Source organism: Flavobacterium sp. S87F.05.LMB.W.Kidney.N, from assembly GCF_004366435.1.
Classification (GTDB): Bacteria; Bacteroidota; Bacteroidia; order Flavobacteriales; family Flavobacteriaceae; genus Flavobacterium.
In genome coordinates, this window is the sequence record NZ_SODX01000005.1 from 1 (window position 1) to 16,308 (window position 16,308).

The 16,308-nt window shown below is 32.7% G+C and carries 16 protein-coding genes; 3 read left to right on the forward strand and 13 right to left on the reverse strand.

The features are described 5' to 3' along the window. On the forward strand, positions 1-254 hold a 254-nt coding region (locus EDB96_RS15600), incomplete at its 5' end, for an arginine deiminase-related protein (RefSeq protein ID WP_243839357.1). Positions 255-419: 165 nt separating this feature from the next. Here EDB96_RS15600 and EDB96_RS15605 read toward each other — a convergent pair. From EDB96_RS15605 to EDB96_RS15640, 8 genes are all read right to left on the reverse strand, one after another. Next, positions 420-974, reverse strand: a complete 555-nt coding sequence (locus EDB96_RS15605; RefSeq protein WP_134141827.1) for an NAD(P)-binding domain-containing protein — start codon at positions 972-974, stop codon at positions 420-422. Positions 975-1,765: 791 nt separating this feature from the next. Beyond that, the gene (locus EDB96_RS15610) at positions 1,766-2,167 is read right to left on the reverse strand and encodes a helix-turn-helix transcriptional regulator (RefSeq protein WP_243839358.1); all 402 of its coding nucleotides are present in this window, start codon (positions 2,165-2,167) and stop codon (positions 1,766-1,768) included. A 493-nt stretch (positions 2,168-2,660) separates the two neighbouring features. Continuing rightward, positions 2,661-3,065, reverse strand: coding sequence for a response regulator (locus EDB96_RS15615; protein WP_134141829.1), 405 nt, complete (start codon positions 3,063-3,065; stop codon positions 2,661-2,663). Then, the gene (locus EDB96_RS15620; protein WP_134141830.1) at positions 3,059-5,362 is read right to left on the reverse strand and encodes a PAS domain S-box protein; all 2,304 of its coding nucleotides are present in this window, start codon (positions 5,360-5,362) and stop codon (positions 3,059-3,061) included. Before EDB96_RS15620 ends, EDB96_RS15615 begins: the two co-directional genes overlap by 7 nt. A 31-nt stretch (positions 5,363-5,393) precedes the next feature. Then, positions 5,394-6,155, reverse strand: coding sequence for a LytR/AlgR family response regulator transcription factor (locus EDB96_RS15625; RefSeq protein WP_134141831.1), 762 nt, complete (start codon positions 6,153-6,155; stop codon positions 5,394-5,396). Positions 6,156-8,029: 1,874 nt separating this feature from the next. Then, entirely contained in the window at positions 8,030-8,314 is a 285-nt protein-coding gene (locus tag EDB96_RS15630) for a hypothetical protein (RefSeq protein ID WP_134141832.1), read from the reverse strand. A 277-nt stretch (positions 8,315-8,591) separates the two neighbouring features. Next, positions 8,592-9,260 (reverse strand): hexitol phosphatase HxpB, encoded by a 669-nt coding sequence (gene hxpB, locus EDB96_RS15635; protein WP_134141834.1) that lies wholly within the window; start codon positions 9,258-9,260, stop codon positions 8,592-8,594. A 212-nt stretch (positions 9,261-9,472) separates the two neighbouring features. After that, the gene (locus EDB96_RS15640; protein ID WP_134141835.1) at positions 9,473-10,084 is read right to left on the reverse strand and encodes an FMN-dependent NADH-azoreductase; all 612 of its coding nucleotides are present in this window, start codon (positions 10,082-10,084) and stop codon (positions 9,473-9,475) included. 111 nt (positions 10,085-10,195) lie between these two features. Here EDB96_RS15640 and EDB96_RS15645 point away from each other — a divergent pair, with 111 nt between their 5' ends. Further along, on the forward strand, positions 10,196-10,558 hold the full coding sequence (locus EDB96_RS15645; RefSeq protein WP_057116297.1) for a winged helix-turn-helix transcriptional regulator: 363 nt from the start codon (positions 10,196-10,198) through the stop codon (positions 10,556-10,558). 449 nt (positions 10,559-11,007) lie between these two features. Here EDB96_RS15645 and EDB96_RS15650 read toward each other — a convergent pair whose 3' ends face one another. The 4 genes from EDB96_RS15650 to EDB96_RS15665 form a co-directional block, all read right to left on the reverse strand. After that, positions 11,008-11,925, reverse strand: coding sequence for a hypothetical protein (locus EDB96_RS15650; RefSeq protein ID WP_208326199.1), 918 nt, complete (start codon positions 11,923-11,925; stop codon positions 11,008-11,010). Positions 11,926-11,947: 22 nt separating this feature from the next. After that, positions 11,948-12,820, reverse strand: coding sequence for a helix-turn-helix domain-containing protein (locus tag EDB96_RS15655; protein WP_134141836.1), 873 nt, complete (start codon positions 12,818-12,820; stop codon positions 11,948-11,950). 99 nt (positions 12,821-12,919) lie between these two features. After that, the gene (locus EDB96_RS15660; RefSeq protein WP_134141838.1) at positions 12,920-13,828 is read right to left on the reverse strand and encodes an alpha/beta fold hydrolase; all 909 of its coding nucleotides are present in this window, start codon (positions 13,826-13,828) and stop codon (positions 12,920-12,922) included. Positions 13,829-14,161: 333 nt separating this feature from the next. Then, complete coding sequence (locus EDB96_RS15665) at positions 14,162-15,265, reverse strand: Gfo/Idh/MocA family protein (protein ID WP_134141839.1); 1,104 nt, start codon at positions 15,263-15,265, stop codon at positions 14,162-14,164. A gap of 176 nt (positions 15,266-15,441) precedes the next feature. Between EDB96_RS15665 and EDB96_RS15670 the strand changes: the two genes are divergently transcribed. Further along, entirely contained in the window at positions 15,442-15,738 is a 297-nt protein-coding gene (locus EDB96_RS15670) for a helix-turn-helix domain-containing protein (protein WP_317126475.1), read from the forward strand. A gap of 181 nt (positions 15,739-15,919) precedes the next feature. Here EDB96_RS15670 and EDB96_RS15675 read toward each other — a convergent pair whose 3' ends face one another. Then, complete coding sequence (locus EDB96_RS15675) at positions 15,920-16,240, reverse strand: hypothetical protein (RefSeq protein WP_057116292.1); 321 nt, start codon at positions 16,238-16,240, stop codon at positions 15,920-15,922. Positions 16,241-16,308: the final 68 nt, after the last annotated feature.

A 16,308-nucleotide genomic window follows, 5' to 3' on the forward strand; every position in this document is an offset into this window, starting at 1 on the left:
TTGCTGGAAATATGTTAGAAGTCAGAGGAAAAGATGATAAGCGGTATATTGTTATGAGTGCATCGGCGCATCAAAGTTTGACTCCTAAGCAGATTTCCCAGTTGGAGAATCATGCTGAAATTTTAAGTTCAAGTTTAGATACAATCGAGGCTTGCGGCGGCGGAAGTGCCAGATGTATGATGGCCGAAGTTTTCTTGTCCAGATCTCCGCGTACATTACGCCAAAAAACAAAAATTAATTTCAATAAATACTAAAAGAATAAATTTATTTAATTGTTAAAATTATAAAGCTGAAACTCTTCAGCCTTTTTTACCTTAGATCAAACTGAGTCATTTTTAAGAATATTTCTTAATAGACCAAAACTTTAACAAAACTTCGTTCCTGCTATTTTTGGCATAAACGAAGTTTTGTGATTTGTGTCAATTATGTAGATCCATTTCATTTACTGTTATTAGAGCAGTACTTGAAAAGTCTAAAGCAGTCAAAAAAGAAATTACCTTATTTTCTACTTTTGGATTCTTAACCATATAAAAAATTTCTGTTTGGTGTTTAGATTCATTTTTATTTATGATTAAAGGTTGTAACCTATTAAAGATTCTCACCACGTGTGCATCTGGCAATAGGGAAGCAATCTTTTCACTAGCAGATTTTCCTATTATTACAGGGAGAGAAGAAGATGGAGATTCAAACTTAAAAATGGAATTGTTAGTGTGTAATATTATTTTTTCGGACATATCTGGTAAACGGGATACTGATGATTCTAGTTCTTCCCAGTCTAAAGAGAATACAATGATTTCAGCTATAGCTGCGTCATACATATCAACTAATTTTACATTATTGCCCATATTTTGAATTATTTCTTTTAAGCCATAAATCTGCTTTGTGTGGCTGATTAATACTTCATAGCCTAATTTTGTAGCTCTATGCGCATAATCCATATTTATATTTTTAACTCCTATAATTCCGACTTTCATGTCTTTGATATCTGTTTTATTTTGTAGTGTAAGCTATATTCTGTAAAATATTAAGCAATCGTGCTGAACTAATTAAATAACTCTTTTTTTTGCTCTAAAGGCAGCCAACTAATTCCAACAGAGTACTGAAAGAATATTATACTTAGACTGAATTTCATTTATTCAATTTAGATTTTAATAAAATTGAGTAATAAATATATCTCCCCAAGCCATAAATGATAGTTGAGTATAGATTTGAAATTTATAATCTACACGAATATTTTAATAATTGAAAATTGACTGTAGTGCTTTTAAATAAAAAGATTAACAATCAATTATTCGTTAGGTTTATCATTTTTGCGGTAAGAAATATAATAATAGAACAAAATACTGCAGTTAAAAACTCGAAGTAGTAGATTTAGCTGCTGGTTAATCTCAACAATTAAAGATTGGCTGAAGACCTCTTAAAGAAAGAGTTTTTGTAGGGATCATTTTGTTTTTTCTTTTCAAAACTAGAAAGATTTTTAGTAGAGGTTAAAAATATTAAAAAAAAATAAAAGGCCAAAGGTGATTACTTATATATGTCCTATTTCTCACTTTTATTTTTTAATGAAATTTGGTAGTATGTTTTTTGGAATTGAGATTTTACTACTTCAAATTTACTGACATTTGAGCTGAGTTAATAAGTTTGATATTACAGAGAGCTCCAGATGGCGTGCTGCGATTCTGCAACAAAACTTAGAATTTGGAAAGTGTTTAACTTTTTGTGGCAAAAGTTATTAAGTACACAATTTCATAATTTTAATTTTGTGTTACAGACCAAATCTAGTTTTATAATATTCTAATTCATTTTCAGTTTTATTTAAAAGCTTTTCTAAAAGTTTTATTTTGTCCTCATAAAGTTCTTTTAGAACTTTATAGTTATCATTTAAATCTGTGTTAGTATCTTTAATTGTATTTAAACTTTTAATACATCCTTGACTGTCAAAATTTATTATCTCTTCTATGCTAGCTTCGAATATTACGCTAATTTCTAGCAATTTAGAATATGACACAAGAGTTTTTCCTTTTTCAATTTTGCTATAACCGGCTTGGGTAATGCCAAGTTGATCAGCCATATATTGCTGGGTATAATTTCTTAATTCTCTAATATTTTTAATTTTATTTTTAATTGACGTGCCCATGTAACGGGGATGTTGTACCGTTTTTTTCATCTTTATTATGATTTAAGTTATTAGTACAAGTTTTTCTAATTTAAAGTCTATTTTTTTGAAAAGAGTATAGCAGCTAAGTTCTGCTGTAAATAATAAAAAAAAAGCATTGAGTCAATAAAACCTTCAACTGATTCATGCGCTAAATAAATACGAAGGCGATTTGTTGATCGCGCAATCATTGGAGTAAGAAATATTAAGTAGAGAACTGGTTTTTTCATGATTGAGAATAGCAGGTAGTTAAGCTAAAAGCATTTATTAGATTGTGCAAAACATTCTTTTTTAATATTGTATATGCAAATTAACAGGGATACCTTTAAAACTAAAAGGGAGAAGTAATAACCGACAGTTATATAGTATAACCGTTCACTGCAATAAATTCCAGCTATGAAAATTCTGATACTATATCACTACGATATTGCAAGCGGAGTGGTTGATATAAAATCCTGATTTAGTTTAATTCAATTATTAGAATAAATAGTAACAATGACTGCTCCTAAAAAATTCGGTCAAGAAATTCTTTGGTAATCGGTTTTACATGAAAAGAAACCACATTCTTATTATTGCTTGATCGTGCAATATCTTCATTATCAATTGTTGAGGATATGATATAGGTTTTGCAATAATTTTTTAGAGTAGTTGATAATTTATCATATGCTTCCATAAATTCAAATCCGGACATTAGAGGCATATAAATGTCTACAAAAATTATTTCAGGTAATTTAGAAATATTGTCCTGATTCTCCTGCAGATATTTCATGGCTTCTTGTGCCTCTGTATAATGCAGCACATTTTTCCCAAAATTATTCTGCGTAACCATTCGTGAGATAATATATAAATCTACCAGATTATCATCAATAATCATAACGGTTTCAAATTTTGAATTTAGTTCTTTTAGCATGGTTTCAAATTTTTTAGAGTGATATTAAATTTGGTTCCGATCCCTTTCTCTGACTGCACTTCTATAGAGCCCTGCAATATTTCTACAGCATCTTTTACGATATATAGGCCAATACCTGAGCCATCTTTGCCCGAAAGACGAAAAAACATTTCGAATATTTTTTGATGATATGCGGGATCAATTCCTATCCCGTTATCTACTATTGAAAAATGTAGATTTTCATTATCCGAATATCCAAATATTTTTACAAATCTGTCATCTTCCTCTTTTTTATGGTATTTTATGGCATTTGAAATTAGATTTTTTATAATGGTTGTAAACCTAAGCTTGTCCGTGTAAAAAAGTTTTTGTTCGGTAATTTCAATTTCAAAACGAATCCCTTTAGCTTCTTTCATTCTTTGGAGCGAATCTACTATATCAAGTACCATTTCATTTGGCGAAATCTGTTCCACTAAAATCCCAGTACGGTTATTACGCGAATAGCTTAAAATATTTTTTATAAAGTCATCCAAACGATTGATGCTAATCCGTATCAATTCAGCATGCTTCAGAGTATCAATTTCCTTGCTTTCTGTTTCAATAAAAGAGATCAGACCAAGAATAGATGTTAGAGGCGAACGTAGATCGTGTGATACACTATATACAAATCGATCCAGTTCCGAATTGGTTTTGATAAGCTCCCGATTTCTTTTTTCCAAATTTGTTTCTGCCTTTTTGCGATCAGAGATATCATTAGAAAGAATTAATCTTGCAGCTGTTCCTTCATAAACAACATTATGGGCAATAATTTCAACAGGAATAATAGTTCCATCTTTCTTTATATGATTCCATATTCCTCTATTATAATTCGATTTAGTAATATTTGAAGTATCACTCGATTTTATGAAATGAATTTTATCATCATTTGGCCGTATGTCCAAGGCAGTCATAGAAAGGAATTCTTCACGGCTATATCCGTATTGCAGAATTGCCATTTTATTTACATCCAGAAATTTAAAAGACACTAAATCAATAATCCACATTGGCATTGGATTGTTGTCAAAAAGATACCTGTATTTTTTTTCACTTTTTTTCAGCTCTTTTTGTGCCAGTTTCATTTCAGTAATATCAGAAAGTACAATAACTGCTCCTGTTATTTCACCATCAGCATTGTGAAACGAAACTGGGTGTGGCAGCACATTGCGCTTATCGCCATTCGGGCGCTCTATAATTATTTCCTTATTAAGGATTGGATCACCATCTTTTAGTGCTGTAGCCAACGAACATAAATTCAAAGGTGCAGAGTGCTCTTTTTTATTATCGTTACTGTACCATGAATTACACCATAAATCTTTTCCTAATTCAGGCTCTCTACCCCATAATGCGGCTGCGGCCTTATTATAAAGTACTATTCGTCCTTCAGCATCGCAAGAGTAGGTAGCAACTGGCAATTTATGGATTAAATCTTTATACATTTTTTCGCTTTCTTCAATTTTTTTTCGCGATAGAACCTGCTCTGTTACATCGTTCCCAAAAATGAATATTCCGTCAATAGTATTATTTGCATCCCTGCGGGCCTGAAAAATAAAATTTAAGTAAAAATCTTTGAGTTTTCCGTCGCTATACCGATCAAATGTTATGAGCATTTCATTAGCACAAAAGCTTTCCCCTGTTTTAAATACATTATCTAAAATTTCAAAAATTCCTTGCGTTTCAAGTTCTGGCAAAACTTCTTTTACAGTCTTCCCAATAATATCCCTCTTATCAATTAACTGCAAATAAAGTTCGTTTGCCAATTCATAAACGTGGTTGGGACCATTTAAAATTCCCATATAGGAAGGGGCCTGCGAATATATATTAAAGAATTGCAGCCTTTCAAATTCAATTGCTTTTTCTATATTTTTTTTCTCAGTAATATCTCTCCCTATGCAGTAGCATAAATTTTTAACATTATCTCGTACAACAGACCATTGCAAATAGATAATATTTGTGTTTTTGTGGATGAACTTTTTTTCAAATATAGGTAAGTGTGTCTCGCTCGTAAAATCAAAATTTTCATTTATCGGAATACCATTATCCTCATGAAATAAAAAATCACTGTATTTTTTACCAATTAATTCTTCAGGTTTATAACCTAAAATACGTTCTGAAGCTTTATTTACCCATACAAATCTTCCCTCTTCATCACAAGAGCAGATTAGATCCATTGAAAAATCTAAAATTTTACCAAGGTCAGTTAAAGGTTCTTCCAAATGATAAGTAGTATTATCATTTTTTTCTTCTGCCACGTTGCTTTCTGAATTATTATGGATATTCATTTTGCGGGTAATTGAGGTTAACTTTTTATTTTTAATCTTTAAGTTTTATAAACTTGTTAAAATCATCTTGCCGTCTTTTGGCAATTGGTAAAATTACTCCATTAGAAAGTTCGCAAAAGTAGCCGTCTTTTTTTGAGATTTTAGCGATATAACGAAGATTGACAATATAAGAATGGTGTATTCTAAAAAAATAACGGTTATCAAGAATTGTACTGTATTCACCTAGATTTCTGCTTGACATTATCTTGGCTCCGTTACTTAAAATAAAAACGGTATACTTCCCATCTGCTTTGCAGAAAGTAATTTCGGACATTGGTATGAGTTCTATTTTTTCTAAAGATGCAACGGCAACATAATCATTTTTTTGACTTATAGTGTTTGAAATATTTATATTGTTAATTTTTTGATTTTGATAGGAGCGCTCCATTTCCCTTCTTTTAATTACTTTATAAATAGCCATTATTATGGAATTAAAATCAATTGGTTTTAGTAAAAAATCAACGGCATCGTGTTTAAAAGCTTTAACAGCATAATCTTTATTTGCTGATATGAATACAAGTTTCGGAATATTAAATTCTAATTGTTCGAGCATTTCAAAAAACAAATTATCTGTAAGATAAATATCTAAGAAAATAAGGTCTGGCTTTTTCTCTTTTATTAAAGTCATTACGTCTTTTGTACAATCCGCATTACCAATTATCTCAATAATCATAGCGTTTTCTTCCTCAAATTTTTTTAAGATTTGAAAAGTTTCTTGTTCCTCAGATATGATTATGGCATTAACAGGAGTCATGTCTTTTATTTGCGCTTTATTATCAATTCAAAAATTTAGTTCAAAAATTCAAATATGAATGTGTTGATTATTAATTATTTTACTCATGTCTAAAATGTTATACTTTCAGACATAAATTACAGAAACATTTAGCAATACTTTTACAATTAGGTTATTTGATTTATTGAGAAGTAATAAATGGACAAATAAAAGTATAAGTGTTTAAAATTGACCTTATTTTGTATTGATGCTGTTTTAACAACTGGTTTTATATAGACTAAATAATGATCTGTTACTTGTTTAGTCTTCGTTCTAGTTTAATTATACTATTTTATGAGATAGAAGTTTTAAAAGAAAACTATTAGTCTTTGATAGTTTTATTTTCTTTGCAAAATAAGATCATTAGGAAATATATTTATAGGACAAAATACTTCATTTATGGGACTAATGTCTCTTTAACGAAAATTTGTGCATACTTTTTATTTATTAAACCAATAACACCAAAAAAAGTAAGTTGTTATAAGTTCTAAGTAGGTTTGCCCAGACATGCACAAATCCAAATTTGTAATTCAATTTCAGAGAGTAATAATTAATACTATTGCTGTTATTTGCAACAACAGTTATATTTTTTAAATCAAAGTCAGATTAATAAAAGTTCTGAAGCTAAATTTGGAAAGCGTTGATTTGTTAGTTTTTCATTTTGCAAATAACGATGTACTACGATTCTGCCACAAAACTTAGATGTGTCAAATAATTTTAAAAACTGCCTTAACTTTTTGTGATAAAATAAAAGCAGTTTCGGTCGCTAAAATTTGCGCAAAAAAAAGTCCTCGATGAGCTGTATATTGTTTTTATCAACTGTTTTCATAATCCAATTTAATATCTTATTTTGATATAATTTGATTATTTTTAGTTGTTTAATATTTCAAAATTACTGAGCTTATATTTAATATTGATAGATGTAGAGTATTATATAGTTTTTTATCCGTTATTTTCAATTTGAGAGCTTGATTTAATAATATTGGAACCTAGACTTCTTTAGTTTTTAATTTTAGTGAATTTTTGGTTGTTCGAACACATGCAGTGATTTTTAAACAAAACAAAGATTATAGGGAATTAAAAAACTTATGGACCTGAAAGTTATTACGAGAAAACAGTGCTAGTATTATGCAGGATGGAAAAACATGTTGAGAACAGAATGTCATGGGCAGAACGAAAATTAAAAGAATAATTTTCTATTGCCCGGGAAGTTATCTGACTGTGTGGATCAGTTTATCCACATGTTGTGTGGTAAACTGGCAGCTGCGAATTCCTATCTAATAATAAGTTGATTCCAGATACGGGTCATAGATTTCCGCATCCCACTGGTTATCATTAAATAGATCTGTAAGCTCATCTTGAGATTCTAAATCAATAACATTTTCGTTTTCGCTACAGCTGTATGCTGCATCTAGAAATTCACAGTCAAAGTCTGGTTCATCATCAGATCTGCTGTATAAGTCTGTTAAAAGATTTTGTTTCTGCGTTTCTATTCGAAATGCCTCATCTGCGGAATTTGTGCCAGATTCAATATTAATTTTTTTAAATAATGGAATAACTGGACTTACTGCTGCTATTTCATATTTGGACTAAAAGGTGGGTGTATAAATATATTTTTTCAAAAGTAGCTTGAACAGCAGCTTTTTAAGTTATAGAATTTTGATGGAGTTTTATATAATTTATAATTAATCAGAGGGCATTTTTAGCAACAGGCAGGCAATATAAGTCCAGCTTCTGGAAAGGATAAAAAGCTGTATGAAAACTATTAAGGAGCAGATAAAAGAATTAAATTTAAAAAAGTAAAGGAAACAGTTGTTGATTTCTGTTTCCTTTATATTTCTTTTACTAGAGTCATCCTACTCTGTCTGTTGAGAATCTGAAGCTGATTCAGCTTTTGAAATGCTTTGTGCAGCGGACTTCAAAACATCTTGATATTTGGCAATACCTATTCCAATTATAGGTATTGATAATTTTCCAATTACAGAGCCCGCCTGAGTATGTCCAGTTTTATTAAGATACGAAGATAAAAGCAGAGCTCCTACTGCCCCGCAGAGGATTAGTTCTCCTGGAACACTGCTGAGTTTATCTTCTATCATTTTTTGTATATCTTCCAGATTTTCCTGATTGAATATATTTTCCATAATCTTGTTTTAATTCACTGATTTGTAATTATTCATTGTGATATTAAAATTACATGTTGCGCTGCTACTGTAGTTTATAAAATTTATAAGGAGGCTTATATAATTGACACTTGAATCTTTTGGATTGCTAAAGTATCCATTATATATGCAAGGGGATGTGGAAGGCCCTAAAGGAGTAATAAATATTTTAAACTTTCTGTTTTATCGTATATTTTTATTGAATCTCTGAATGGGACTGATGATGTGGGCAGTGAGGCAGATATAACAAGTACTCGCCTCAGTTGCTGCAGGCTGCCGGCCATTGGTCAATATGTCTGAAATTGTTAATCACGTCATTTGCGATACTTATGTCTGCGCCTGTATTTCCATTTGTAAATGCTACCACTTTCATTCCTGCCCTTTTGGCTGCAAGCATTCCTGAATAGGAATCTTCAATGGCAGCACACTGCTCTGGTTCTACTTCCAGCTTACGGCATGTAGTTAAATATACACTAGGATCAGGTTTGCCATTTCGTTCTGAATCAGAGGAGGATACTGCATCAAAGTATTGTGCCAATTTTAATTTTTTGAGCACCACAGGTATAATTCTATAAGGAGAATTTGTAGCTAGCCCAATTTTATAACCTTGATTTTTAATAAGCTTCACAAAATTCTCTATACCCTCTATTTGGCAGTTTTCATTCTCAATGAGTTCAATTACACGAGAAATTACTAAATCTGCCACCTGCTGGTCACTTATATCTTCCCATGCACATTTACTGCGCCAGAACTCAGTAACTTCTTTTGTAGTCATTGTTTTAGTGATCAATGCTAGTTCCTCAGTTACCTGAACTCCTAGTGAAGAGAAAATTTCAAATTCTGCTTTCTGCCACAAAGGTTCCGAATCAACCAGCACTCCGTCCATATCAAAAATAACTGCCTTTGTTTTTAAATTTGCCGCATCCATGTTCTATGTTTATTTTAAAGTCTGGACTTTGGAAGCAGACTACAGGTTATGTTTCAAAAATACTACTTTTCAAAGCTAAATCAAATACCAGCCCAGACGAAGTTACATCCCTTAGAAGTCTTTCTTTCTTTCTTTCTTTCTTTCTTTCTTTCTTTCTTTCTTACAACCAAAGGAATACTATTTAGCGTTTCGATAAAGATATCATCAAGTAATTAATCGATAACTATACTACTAATTCCTTTTTCCAATGCCGTATCTTGTACTAGAGTTACGTGAAGTCCTTCTGCTCTAAATATGGTAAGATCTGTCATTCCTAAAGCGCCTAAAAAAGATTTTAGATAAGGTGCTACAAAATCATTGGCTTTGCCCTGTTCATCGGTATAAATACCACCTGAACTCATAGCAACATATACTTTTTTACCAGTTACTAAGCCTATTGGCAAACCTTCTTTGCTGTAACCAAATGTAATTCCACGGCGAGTGATATGGTCTATCCAAGCTTTAAGAGAACTGTGAATAGTGCGATTGATAAGTGGTGCTCCGATTACAATGATGTCTGCATCGAATAATTGTGCTACCAATTTGTCCGACAAAATAAGTCTCTGTTTCGTCTCTTCCGTTTGATGCTCTGTTGGCGTTAACATTGCTTGAAACGTTTCTGGAGTAAGATGGGGAATATTACTTTCTACCAAATCCAATTGCTCAACTGTACTATTAGCATATTTTTCTTGAATTTTTTCTACAATAGCATTCCCCAATTTTTTACTGTATGATTGTTCTCCCATTATGCTGGAATTAAGTTGTAATATTTTCTTTGAATTCATTTTTTTATCTTTTTTAATTATTGATACAAAGGTAAATTCAATAAGTATTAAAAAGATAGTAGTTACCCAAAGGAAAGCGGTTACTTTTTAGAAAGTTGATATATTTACAATATGAAAACGAAAAATAAAAACGAGGAGATTTCGAAGGTAGAATGCGGGAGTAATTTGAAGAATGTAATAGATGCTTTGTATGTACTAAATGGCAAATGGAAATTACCAATTGTTTTGAGTTTGGTAAATGGCTCCAAGCGATTTAATGAAATCTTGAAGGATGTTGATGGTATTTCTCCAAAAATATTAGCACAGGAACTAAAGCATTTAGAACAAAACGAATTGATATTGAGAAATGTATATGACACTACGCCTGTGAGCATTATTTATGAAGCATCTTCATACAGTGAAACTCTGAGAGACGTTTTAAGAACTTTAAGTGAATGGGGAGCTGGTCATAGAAAAAAGATTACTGGCAAATAGTAAACTAAATTATTTTTATTTCACTATGATATCCCTCTTTGGCTAACTAAACGAATGCAAGAAATCGCTATATTGCAATTCATTTTTTATTTTTTGTAAACTGTTTTAAGGTTGTAATATTGAAATCTTCCTCAAGTACTGCATAAAATGGTTCGCAAATAGGTTCTTAAGGACCGTGATATTTTAGAACCTTTGAAAATTATTTGATTTGGAGGTTTTAGATTTTAATGAGTTTAGTACTAGGTCAAGACTTACGCGCCACGATTTTGCCTCAAAACTCTGCCTCATGAAATATCTTAAAAACCACCTTAATTTTTTGTGGCAAAAAAGGTATCACCTCCAAAACACTTGTTGCAATGATTCTGGCACACATTAAATTGTCATTATTTATGAGTTTAAGTAAAAAACATTTTTAAAATCTTATTTCGTTTGAATTTTAAGGCCGTAATTTATGTATAAAAAATCTGTAATTGATTTTGCCTTTTTTTCACACGTTTATTCTTGCTTGGTTCATAGAGGACTTCCTGAATTCCATTTTTTAGAACTACCACTTTATAAGGCTGCTTCATTTTCTCGGTAAGATGATAAATAGTTAATGCCTCGGCTAGATCTTCAAACCATGATGCTGTGCTGTAGAGTGAAACAAAAGGTGTTTTTTGAATTGCTTTATACACTTCTGGGGCATATGAAACTTCGATTGGTTTACCACTTCTAAAGAGTACAGTATCCAGTAATGGATTGATTACGTTCTCCGAAGGCTCATTATATTTATCCCAAACATTTTGTGTAAAGTCTTTTGATCCTTCCCAAACATCTTTTTCATTCAGATGAGGAGTTAGATTTAGAACGCCATCCACGACATGTGTAGCTTCATGAAGTAAAACGTAGATAATGGCATCGAGATTACCAGCTTCAATCGTAACCTGATATTGACTGTCTGTTAATTTTTGATAGCAGGTGTTTTCTTTCCAGGTTGTCCACTCAGAAATAGTCTGGTTAAGAATTTCAGCACGGAAAGCTATATTATACATTTTTACCGAATCAGATGTTTCGACAGGTGATGTAAGGGCAGTATTGGGCATATTATCCATAAAACTGATACTGTGCAGATGCTTTTTTAGAATTTTTTGATGTAATGGAGGCAGTATAGCAAAGGCATTGTTTAACTTCTCTCTTTCAATATCGGTTAATTTATGTTCAACAGGATCCATGCCTGCATTGCGAAATTTTTTAAAAACACTTTCCGGTGCACGTTGATTGCGTTCAGCCAATTCGCTAATATTGGGATCTTTAACTTGCTGTGCATTAATAGACATTGCAGTTAAGAAGAGGTATAGAAAAGTATACACAAAATATTTACCTGTCATTATTTTATTTTTTTCTGGATTTTTAAAGACTTTCTTCTGAAGCCTGAATGCTGAGGTATTTATTCTTAAAGCCAAATGGGGTTTCATTGGTTTTTATGAAAAAAAGACGGCTAAAATAAGATGGGTCTTCATATCCAAGATCGTATGCGATTTCTTTGGCACTTTTAGCAGTATGAACTAAAAGTCTTTTTGCTTCTAATATAATTCGGTTTTTGATAATTTCATTGGGTTGCGGCAGGTTCATCCGCTTAAATTTATGGGTCAGAGTCTTGGGTGCTATAGCAAGTATATCGGCATAGTCTGCTACACTATGTTTTTGTTTATAGTTTGCTTCAACCAATTGGGTGAAACGCCTGAAACATTCGAGATCATTGTGGTGTTGCCCCAGTATACCGTCTAGGTGCTGCAGTTTCCAGAGTCGGGTTGACTTAATGAAGATTTGTTTCAGATAAGTACGGATCATTTCCTCTTGCGAGGAATCTTTCAAAATAAATTCATCTTGCATTTGAACGAATAAATAATCGATAAATGCGGAATCTGTCTGAGGTACAGTCGTCATGGGCATATTATGAATATTATTGAACAGCAGTCCATCGCAGGCAACTTCCTCGTCATGAATTTGAATGCAGTAAAAATCACTGTTGTAAAATATAAAGAAGCCTTCTTGCTTGCCGATCTCTTCGATGCTGAGAACCTGATTGGGACTTATAAAAAAAAGAGAACTGCCTGAAGTATTATATACTTGAAAATCTACCTTGATCTTACAGTCTGCATCAAGGTAAAGCACTTTTATATACTCTTTGTAAGCTTCAGAATTGATCATTTCGAGGCTATCATTATCTACTTTAAGCATACCTATTTTTTTAAGGCTTATATCAAAAACGTGTTCTTTCATTATCAATTCTTTTAAAAGCCGGTCTTTAAAAGACCGGCGATGATACTTAATTAGCTTCTAATCTTTATTTTTTACAAAGTAATGAACTGCGACAATAAATTATTTTTTTGTAAACTTTTCAAGTTCTGTATTGAATTTTTCCATTTCCTCAATAAATAGTGCGTGTCCACTGTTTTCAAACTTTACAATGTAAGAGTTTTTTAGACCTTTGTGCAATTGCTCTGCAAACACAAAATCACACAGCTTATCTTTCGTGCCATGAAATATTGCTACAGGCACATTAATTTTTGATAAGGCAGGACGTAAATCAAGATCTCGCAAAGCTATTATAGATTGTGTTGTTGCATAGGGAGAGGCATCAGAATTTATACTTGCCAGCCATTGAGACATAGTTGGTGAGATTGCATTTTCCGACGCTCCAAAGGCTTTACCAAAATCTTCAATCAACTGCTGTCTGTTAGTTCTTGTTGTATGTATTAATCCTGCAGCTGCTTCATCGGTAGCACCATATGGAAAACCTTCACGTTGTTTCCACGAAGGCGCGGCAGCGGCAAAAAGGGCCAGTTTGCTCACATGTGCTCCATTGTATTTTGCCATATAATGTATGACAACTGCACCTCCCATAGAAAAACCGCCGAGAACTGCATTTTCGATCTTAAGTTTATCTAAAACTACCTTGATGTCATCTGAGAAAACATCAAAATCGTATTTACCATAGGGTCTGTCAGATTTTCCAAATCCTCTCATTGATATTCCGATCACCCTAAAACCTTTTTGAACAAAATATTGATATTGATATTCATACATTGCATCATTTAACGGCCATCCGTGTATTAATACAATAGGCTGTCCTTCCCCAAGGTCGGTTACATGAAGTTTTAAATTTGGTTCAACTTCAATAAATTCTAATCGTCCGGCTGATGCTGGAACTCGTTTTGATTGAGCCAATAACGGCTGGCTTAAAGTAAAGATACATAAAAGGCTTAATGTTGAAATAAGTGTTTTCATTTTGTTTATTTTTAATTAGTTACTATTTGTTTTGAATTATTTACAATACAAAGATGCGTAAAACACTAAGGCTTGAAAATGGACATTTGGAAGAGTCCATTGTACATTTTTCCCTATATCAAAAACGTCTCTTTAGGAACCAAAAAACAACTCTTTTAATCTATAACTTTATTTAAATCAACGAAGTAAAATCCTGACATAACCTTTATAAGCAAGTACGGAATTACGATCGATATAGAGAAATAAAAGTACTTATCGGATTAAAATCCCAGACAGTCCAAAAACACTTAGAAATTAAGAGTTAGATTGTTAACACACGGGGTTGGTAGTAAATTAAGCTTTAAGTTTATTACCATAACCTTTTGAAGACTTCTCGATATCATTGAGAAGACGGCCAAGTACAACTGCGTCGTCAAAAGTTGGTGCTGTTTTCGTTTTATTTTTTATATCAGCAGCAACTCTTTTATAAAGCAGCACCACATTTCTAATTACGGGATTATCAGGCAAACCCTCATACATTTCATTTGGAATTGGCAGGTTTTGTAATTTCGTATCTTTCCCTTGGGCTCCTTGAATTTCTAAAGGGACAAGCTGACCATGTCCAAGCGGCCCTGTTACCTGTATATCTCCTTGCGTTCCATTAATCTCCCACAAAAGGTTAGTGCCTCTTGAAACGCCGCCGCGGTAATGAATAGAAATTGCGGCTCCATTTTTCAATTGGCCTATTACCATAATCTGGTCTTCAGAGGTCTTAGGTTTTATTTCACCAATATCAGTAAGTTTTACTGTTGTGTAATTGTTTATCATTTTTGCTGTCAAAGTATCAAAACCTCCCAAAACTTTAGTTAAACCTGCCAATGTATGCCCCAAGGGGATGGTCAACATTGTAGCTCCATTTGTTTTATCGTATAGATAATAGTTAGCCGAAATTGCTTCATCTGACCAAGGACCTCCCGAGCCTAGCAGTGTAGTGGATAAAACCTTCCCTACATAGCCATCTTTAATAAGGTGCTCCAGATAAGTCAATTCTGGTGATACAACCATTTGCGTCCCTACTGCTGCAACTACATTTTTCCGTGCCGCAATCGCTGCTAATTGCTCCGTTTCAGTAAGTCCGTTACCCAAGGGGTGTTCGCAGTACACATGTTTGCCTGCTTCAAGCGCAGCCTTTACAAGATCATAATGGTAAGGGACTTTTACAGTAATAACAACCAGTTCTATTTCGGCTGATGCTATTAAGACATATGGGTTTTCATAAGCGATTGGTATTTCTAGTTTATCCGCAGCTTTTAAAGCGCTTTCATGAGTAGAATTGGCTACTCCGATAACCTCATAGGTCTCAGATAGATACCTTAATGCAGGAAGGTGTGACTTTGATGCCCACTGGCTGTCGGGGTTAAGCCCTATTATACCAACTTTTATTTTTTCTGTTTTCATTTATTTCTATTATATTAATTGTAAAATTAACAAGAACACTATAATTTTGTAGTGTACACAACCTATTGTATGTACATACAATTTTGTAAGTAATGACAAATAGAAAAGAAAATACCACAAATAACATCAATCGAAATTTTCTTTCAGATTGTAATCTCACCTACGCCGTACAACTAATGGGCGGAAGGTGGAAACTGCCAATTTTAATACGGTTAAGTGACGGTAAAAAACGTTTTGGGGAGCTTAAAAGGATAATCCCGAACATTACCGAAAGGATGCTGACATTACAGCTTCGCGAGCTGGAACGTGATGGATTGGTAATACGCACCGTGTATCATGAAGTGCCTCCGAGGGTTGAATATGAACTTACTCCTGTAAGCAGTGCTCTCATTCCTATCTGCCTGCAATTGGATGAGTGGGGGGCAAAGCACAAAGATGTTCATTTAGGAATTTCGTCAACATTAATTCCTTAACCATAAACATGTTGCAAATAGAGAAAGATAAGGTGAGTGTAAAATCCAACAAGATCTAGACTGACAAGATTTAGGTTCGAAACTTTATAAAAACAATTAGGAGAATTAAATAGGTCAATTATTCAATTGTATGTAATTCTCCTAATAGAATAATCATAATTTAAGGTCTGCTTTTGCAACTTTAATTAATTTCCAACGATTCTATAAGTTTTCCTTTAAACGTTAAATTATAGGTAAGAATAATGGGACTCCCTGGAAAAGTTCCGGATACTTCTGCTTTTAAATTTCCCTTTTCAGCATCTCCTTCAAATTCAAGCGGTTTCATTGCTGTATTGTATTCCTTTGAGCTTTTTTCTATCCAGTTTTTTATTTCTGTTTTGCTGGTATAATTTTTTCCCTCGTCAAATACGATTGCAGTTTCTGAAAAGCAATCGGCAAAAGCCGAACTGTCAAAATTGTTTTGCGCTTTTACTAAGTCTTGTATTACTTCTGGTAAGTTCATAATGTATCTATTTTATGGTTACTAATGCTTATTTATTTTAGTTACTTATTATTTTTATTGGACATATA

What these genes read in the sequence shown, in the direction of transcription:
- EDB96_RS15660 (WP_134141838.1), bottom strand. Translation starts at nt 13,828, where the DNA reads ATGAAAACACTTATTTCAACATTAAGCCTTTTATGTATCTTTACTTTA.
- EDB96_RS15645 (WP_057116297.1), top strand. Translation starts at nt 10,196, where the DNA reads ATGAAAACGAAAAATAAAAACGAGGAGATTTCGAAGGTAGAATGCGGG.
- EDB96_RS15650 (WP_208326199.1), bottom strand. Translation starts at nt 11,925, where the DNA reads ATGACAGGTAAATATTTTGTGTATACTTTTCTATACCTCTTCTTAACT.
- EDB96_RS15620 (WP_134141830.1), bottom strand. Translation starts at nt 5,362, where the DNA reads ATGAATATCCATAATAATTCAGAAAGCAACGTGGCAGAAGAAAAAAAT.
- EDB96_RS15605 (WP_134141827.1), bottom strand. Translation starts at nt 974, where the DNA reads ATGAAAGTCGGAATTATAGGAGTTAAAAATATAAATATGGATTATGCG.
- EDB96_RS15670 (WP_317126475.1), top strand. Translation starts at nt 15,442, where the DNA reads ATGGGCGGAAGGTGGAAACTGCCAATTTTAATACGGTTAAGTGACGGT.
- EDB96_RS15675 (WP_057116292.1), bottom strand. Translation starts at nt 16,240, where the DNA reads ATGAACTTACCAGAAGTAATACAAGACTTAGTAAAAGCGCAAAACAAT.
- EDB96_RS15610 (WP_243839358.1), bottom strand. Translation starts at nt 2,167, where the DNA reads ATGAAAAAAACGGTACAACATCCCCGTTACATGGGCACGTCAATTAAA.
- EDB96_RS15655 (WP_134141836.1), bottom strand. Translation starts at nt 12,820, where the DNA reads ATGAAAGAACACGTTTTTGATATAAGCCTTAAAAAAATAGGTATGCTT.
- hxpB (WP_134141834.1), bottom strand. Translation starts at nt 9,260, where the DNA reads ATGGATGCGGCAAATTTAAAAACAAAGGCAGTTATTTTTGATATGGAC.
- EDB96_RS15640 (WP_134141835.1), bottom strand. Translation starts at nt 10,084, where the DNA reads ATGAATTCAAAGAAAATATTACAACTTAATTCCAGCATAATGGGAGAA.
- EDB96_RS15615 (WP_134141829.1), bottom strand. Translation starts at nt 3,065, where the DNA reads ATGCTAAAAGAACTAAATTCAAAATTTGAAACCGTTATGATTATTGAT.
- EDB96_RS15625 (WP_134141831.1), bottom strand. Translation starts at nt 6,155, where the DNA reads ATGACTCCTGTTAATGCCATAATCATATCTGAGGAACAAGAAACTTTT.
- EDB96_RS15630 (WP_134141832.1), bottom strand. Translation starts at nt 8,314, where the DNA reads ATGGAAAATATATTCAATCAGGAAAATCTGGAAGATATACAAAAAATG.
- EDB96_RS15665 (WP_134141839.1), bottom strand. Translation starts at nt 15,265, where the DNA reads ATGAAAACAGAAAAAATAAAAGTTGGTATAATAGGGCTTAACCCCGAC.